This window comes from Microcystis sp. M079S1 (genome assembly GCF_020246425.1).
Lineage (GTDB): Bacteria > Cyanobacteriota > Cyanobacteriia > Cyanobacteriales > Microcystaceae > Microcystis > Microcystis aeruginosa.
Map to the genome: position 1 here is coordinate 1 of NZ_JADBSZ010000143.1, position 6,289 is coordinate 6,289.

Annotated in this window: 4 protein-coding genes and 1 pseudogene; 2 read left to right on the forward strand and 3 right to left on the reverse strand. The window is 48.4% G+C overall.

Going from position 1 to position 6,289, the window contains the following annotated elements; genetic code table 11:
• Positions 1-750 precede the first annotated feature (750 nt).
• From IM456_RS09450 to IM456_RS09460, 3 genes are all read right to left on the reverse strand, one after another.
• Positions 751-1,356 (reverse strand): hypothetical protein, encoded by a 606-nt coding sequence (locus tag IM456_RS09450; RefSeq protein ID WP_149988534.1) that lies wholly within the window; start codon positions 1,354-1,356, stop codon positions 751-753.
• A 744-nt stretch (positions 1,357-2,100) separates the two neighbouring features.
• Positions 2,101-4,470, reverse strand: a complete 2,370-nt coding sequence (locus IM456_RS09455) for an arylsulfatase (RefSeq protein WP_149988532.1) — start codon at positions 4,468-4,470, stop codon at positions 2,101-2,103.
• A 215-nt stretch (positions 4,471-4,685) separates the two neighbouring features.
• Positions 4,686-4,901 carry a hypothetical protein gene (locus tag IM456_RS09460; RefSeq protein ID WP_253881520.1) on the reverse strand — a complete coding sequence of 72 codons (216 nt, stop codon included), beginning with the start codon at positions 4,899-4,901 and terminating at the stop codon, positions 4,686-4,688.
• Positions 4,902-5,385: 484 nt separating this feature from the next.
• Here IM456_RS09460 and IM456_RS09465 point away from each other — a divergent pair.
• A pseudogene (locus IM456_RS09465) lies at positions 5,386-6,054 on the forward strand (RNA-guided endonuclease InsQ/TnpB family protein); the annotation flags it as partial.
• Between the two features lie 105 nt (positions 6,055-6,159).
• On the forward strand, positions 6,160-6,289 hold a 130-nt coding region (locus tag IM456_RS09470), incomplete at its 3' end, for a transposase family protein (RefSeq protein ID WP_287677139.1).

Sequence of the window (6,289 nt, forward strand, 5' to 3'; positions counted from 1 at the left end):
AGGGCTTGCTGAATAATGGTAAAACCCTTTTAAAATAAGGCTTTTGACCTGTTAAAATCCGATGTTCATGCTGCGAAAATAGGATTAAGACCTTCAAAAACCTGGCATTATCCTTTTTTTAGTACATAAACTGGTACAAAAAAAAAGAGGGCAACAAAGCCTGAAACGACCGGCTACTGACTCGGAGACTCCTGACTCCTGACTCCTAACCCCACCAACAAACTTTTTCAGCAAACCCTAATTATGACTCTTAAACTATATTATTGTCTTTGAGTAAAAAATGCAAGTTATAGCCGTGCAAAGTATAGCTGTCACTGGATCTAAAAAACCAGTGGTGGCAGTCAAAAGCCACCTACACGCTCTGACATACTGGTTAACTCACCATATACGTTGCGCTTACATTCATTTTTTACTTTCGCTTTCCGAGTAGTTGCCTATACCAGTCTGGCAGATTCAAATCGCTAACTCTTGCTGCCTGCTTGTCTGTGCCTTAGTCTTTGTAGCGACGCTGCTACCAGTTTCTTCCCGACGGGAGTTTCACCTCTACTAGCATGAGATCGACGCGACCAACCTTGTTCTTGTTGGCATTGCTGGTGTCATATCATATTTTAGGATACATGAGATTAAAATCTCGCTCCTTGTTTTCATCCTTGGGCTGAAGCCACAAGGCTTTCAACGACAAGAATTTAGGTAACTCATGGGATTCTCCTAATCGCTAGATAAATTTACAGGAATAATAGAACAAGCGTATTAATAACGTAGGGGTCCACCGTAACCACCGTATAAACCGACTCCGCGGGTACCGGCCCCCACCCCGTAAAAGCCAGGACCGACACCACCACCAACACCAATCCAATCGATAAATAGGGAAGTTGCCCCGCCGTCCTTGGGTAGAGTCCCTTCGATTAGCTTGTAGCTATAAATCAAGTCCTTGCCATCGATGACGGGATTGCTAATCTCGACGACAACTATAGTATTGTCTTGACGACCAGGTTCGTAGACTGAGAGGGTCGCATTGGGGGGATCGTTAGCAAAATTATCTTTTCCCGCCCGGGCTGTCCACTCATCCATATAGGCGGCCATGGTCAGATTACCAGCAATCCGGTTCGGGCGATCGGAAAAGTATAATGTCTGTTTGTTGACGTTCACCAAGCGAATTGTTTTTGTGACGGGATCTACCTGAATATCTTCTGCCGTTTGCACGAACATTAACTGCACTTTTTCTTGAGCCGGAGTAGTCTGGGCTACAGAAATATTGGGCATCCCCCAGCTAGTGATTGCCATGGCCGCTACTCCCAGAAAAAGTGTATAACGAAAACGATGCAGGGATTTGGTCAATTGATGAGAATTTTTCATGATCGCTCTCCTTAATACCCAGTTTAAATAGACAACAGCTGATAGCGTTTCTCATCAAGATGAAGTATGACGGGATTTGGCGTCATCTCCGGACGACCAGCTACTGTTCCGGCGTTCCGCAGTTCCGTCCTTTCCTAAAACCAGAGACTTCCTACCTCACCATTAAGATAACGCTATATTTGATATTTCCAGTAATTTTCTTAGCCAATATTTAGACTAATTAGGGCTGGCTGAATAAATCTAAAAACCTTGTTGGATAAGACTTTTAGACTTTTTTGCCCTCAAAAAGTTCCGGGCATGGGAGTGATCGGGGGGAAAATTCAGGGACTTTTTCCCTGAAAATTAGGTAATTGACCACCTGAAAATCGGTAAAACCCCACACCCCACACCCTACACCCTGCCCCCACGAAAAACTTTTTGCCGCAAACCCTAGATAAAACTACCATTGCGGTTATTTTTTGCTATAGAAAATCAAACCTCCTGGAAAAGTAAGTTATCGAGGCACTATCTGGTCAAAATATCTAAAAATTCCGATAAATTTGACATAATCTTAGATTTTATCGGTAGGATAGTTGTCTCTTGTCTTTTTTCTCCTCCTGTCTCCTATCTCCTGTCTCCTGACTCCTCACTAACTACGACAATTTTTGATTTTTGCAGGAGATCTATTAAACATTGGCTCGCCAGCGATCGCGATTCCTCCCCTAGGACCGAATAAGCGAAACCGTTGATCGCAAGTCCCCTTTTCTACTGCCGGGCCATGATAATTTTCAGACGTTCCTCCTGGTCGATCAGGTGGTCATGAGCGTCCGTACCCACATCCAGTTGAACCCAACCGATCTTGCCAGTGAAACGACTGGTTTTCGAGGTATATTCCGCCGCTACGGGGGTACCGGATTCGTAGCCGATATCCGTGGTCTCGTCCGCAGAGAAAATAAAAGCCTGAGTTCGTTCTACCCGACCCGTACCCACCAGTTGACCGTCGTAGTAGAGGGTGACATTTCCCCCCCGTCCTAAACCACCGCCATCGTAGGCAAACTCCATCCGTACCTGATGCTTACCGGCCGGGATCGTCTCCGTCGCCTCGGTGACAAAACTTTGAATCCCCAGCACGTTATAGACGAACTTGGCTTTTCCGTCGTGGGTATAGATACTCCAACCACCGAAGCGGCCGCCTTGGGCGATAATCACTCCGTCCGCGCCTTCCGGGGGAATGTTCAGTTCCGCCGTCACCGAGAAGGATTTATTTTTGATGTTGATGACGCTATTTTCAGACAAACGCCCCATCCCGGCAAAGAATAATTGCGAGTTTCCCCGCACGAGGGTAGGCCGGCCAGCGGTGGCGGGATCGACCCGTTCCACTTGGCGATCGTCTAGGGGCAGTACATTATACTTAACCGCCTCGATCAGAAATTGTCGCTGTAGTTCGTGCAGTTTCTCTGGCATTTCCCGGGAGAGATCCCGAGCTTGCGTCCAATCCGTACTGCCGTCGTATAGTTCCCAGATATCATCGTCGAAAGGAACCATCGTCTGTCCAGTCATAATCCACGGGGTGCGGTGCTTGGTAATCGCACTCCAACCCTTGTAATAGATGCCCCGATTGCCAAACATCTCGAAATACTGCACATCGTGACGTTCGGGGGCGGCCGCGTCGTTAAAGGTATAAACCATATTCTTACCTTCGTAGGGACTTTGTAGGACACCGTTAACCATAGTCGGTTCGGGAATTCCCGCTACTGCCAACACCGTCGGGGCCACATCGATCAGATGACAGAACTGATGGCGAATCCCACCTTTTTCCGTGATGATTTTGGGATAACGAACAATCGTACCGTTGCGGGTCCCGCCCCAGTGAGAAGCGACCTGCTTCGTCCATTTGTAGGGGCTACTCATCGCCCAAGCCCAACCGACCGCGTAGTGATTATAGGAATCGGGTGCGCCGAAGTCATCCAGTTTCGAGAGGAGAAATTCCGGGGTTTCTAGACCCGCTAACCCGTTAAAGTTGGCCATCTCGTTAAACGCGCCCTGAAGCGTTCCCTCGGCGGATGCGCCGTTATCGCCGACGATGACGTAAACGAGCGTATCGTCGAGGATTTCTAGATTTTCTAAGGCTTGAATCACCCGTCCCACCTGCTCATCGGTATGTTCCAGAAAGGCGGCGTACACCTCCATCTGGCGCTCTAATACCGGCTTCAGGCGATCATCCATGTCATCCCAGGCGGGAATTTCGGCGTGACGGGGGGTGAGTTCGGCATTTTGGGGAATTACGTCCAGTTCTTTCTGTCGGGCAAAGGTAATCTCCCTCTGGTGATCCCAACCGTGAGCGAATTGGCCCCGATACTTGTCGATCCATTCCTTGGGGACGTGGTGGGGGGCATGGGTCGCGCCGGGGGCGAAGTACATAAAGAAAGGCTTATCGGGGGCGAGGGCTTTTTGTTGACTGACCCAAGCGATCGCTCGATCAGCCAGATCTTCGGTCAGGTGATACCCTTCCTCCGGGGTTTTCGGCGGTTCGATCGGGGTTGTTCCCTCGTACAGTGCCGGCTCCCACTGGTTATTCTCGCCACCGATAAAGCCGTAGAAATACTCGAATCCACCCCCGCCAGAGGGCCAAGCGTCAAACGGGCCGATCGGGCTGGTTTGCCAAACCGGTACCTCGTGGCACTTACCGAACTGCGCCGTGGAATAGCCGTTCAGCTTCAGGGTCAAGGCGAGGGGGGCTTTGGTGTTGGGACGAACGGAACTCTGCCCGGGGGCGGAGGTGGCGGTTTCGGTGATGTTGCCCATGCCGACCGAGTGATGATTCCTTCCAGAGAGCAAAGCCGCGCGGCTGGGAGAGCAGAGGGCAGTGGTATGAAAACGGGTATATTTTAGCCCCTGTGCCGCTAATCGCTCGAAAGTGGGGGTATTGCACGGGCCACCGAAGGCACTGGAGGCTCCGAAGCCCACGTCATCGAGCAGCACGATCAGCACGTTGGGCGCACCGGCCGGCGGTCGGATATCTCGAATCGGGGGATAGTCAGTGTCCGGATTCTTCGCGTCGTAGGTGGTTAGACCGAAGGGGGTTAAGTCGGGAATCGGTAGAATTTGGCGTTGGATCGGCTTATCTTGGGACATCGTTCATTTCCTCCGGTAAATTTTTTCGAGAATCGATCAGGTCGAGAAATATTTAAATTTGTTAATTTCTCTTGACAGAATGCCTAATTTGTAGTGTTGAAGCGCATCGATCGGGCCATTGACTATCCTATCGCTTGCCAAAATCGATAATCTCTCGACCTTGCCAAAACTCGCACAGGCTCGGCAAGATGGGGTATCAATCCCCCACGACGAGGTCATTCGGAAACGCGATTATTCCGTTGTGCCTCCCGTAATTTCTGTTCGTCCCCCGGGGGCAGTTTCGGACGGTTGACGGTAAGGGTTAATTTATCCAACGTACCGTTGAACCGGAAGGGAACTTGATAGTCTGCGTCTTCCACGGGAGTCCCCGTATCCGCGCCGACATCGAAGTTTTCGTCCCATTGAAGGATCAGGGGTAGAGTTCGCTCCATCTTTATGAGTCGCTACCGTTTGACCGTCCACTTTCAATACGCCAGTTCCACTCTGACCGATACCGCTTAGGTTGTTAAAAGCGAGCGTTCCCATGCCGAGGCCGTCGTAGGTAAAATCGAACTCTAGAACGTGTTTCCCAGGCGATAACGCGGTCGTTCCCTCCCAGCGCAGCCGTTTTAGGTCTACCAGATTCCAGAGGAAGACCGGTTTCCCCTTCAGCAGGTAAAATCCGTACCCACCGAAGCGCCCCCCCTGAGTGACGATCATGCCGTTCCCGCCATCGGCTGGAACTTCGACTTCGGCCTTGAAGTTATCTCAAATGTCGGGGTGAAGACCCGAAGCGCTTAGCGCGACGGGATGAAACCCCGACCAATATAAAACAGCGAAGCACGACACTTCGACAGAGCTTCGGTGGCCACTAAAATCTTGACAATCTCTGCTGTACAGTTTAACACAAAATAAGTTGTTTGAGGTCGATAAACAATGATTGTCTTAGAAATGAAAGCCGTGCTTAAGCCTAGTCAATGTTCTGCCATTGATGAAGCTGTTCGTACAGTACAATTCATCCGTAATAAGGCTTTAAGGCTTTGGATGGATGCCAAGAGGGAAGACAAAATCGATAAATATTCTCTCAATAAATATTGTGCAGTTCTCGCCAAACAGTTCAAGTTTGTCGATACTCTAAATTCTACTGCTAGACAAGCATCGGCAGAACGGGCATGGTCGTCTATTGCTCGTTTCTATGACAATTGTAAGAAAAAAATAAAAGGTAAAAAAGGTTATCCTAAATTCCAAAAGAATAATCGTTCTGTGGAATATAAAAACTGTGGTGGTCAACTATCGGAGGATAGAAAAAAAATTACTTTCACAGATAAGAAAAATATTGGCACGATTAAACTGAAAGGAACCAGAGACCTAAACTTTTATCCTATAGACCAAATTAAACGAGTTAGGATTGTTAAACGAGCAGACGGTTACTATGTCCAATTCTGCCTTAGCGTTGATCTTCGGGAATATGCGAAACCGTTAGAACCGACTAAAAGATGTGTGAGATTGGATGCAGGTTTAAAAGTTTTCTACGCTAACAGTGATGGGGAAACGGTAGAGATACTGCAATACTATCGCAAGGCAGAAAAAAGATTAAGCCGTCTGACCCCCCCTTGCCCCTAGGGCTGTTTCATTCTCCCATCAGAATATCAAAAGTAAAAGCGATCACTGTCAGGTAAAATGATAAGTGACCGCCAACCTTTTAAATATATGTTGAGCTTAATAGAAAAACTGAAACAAGTCAAGGACTTTCGGAAAGATAAAGGAAAAAGACACCCTTTATGGATAGTATTAGTAGTAATAATACTGGGAACAATGCTAGGATACTCAGGTTATAGAG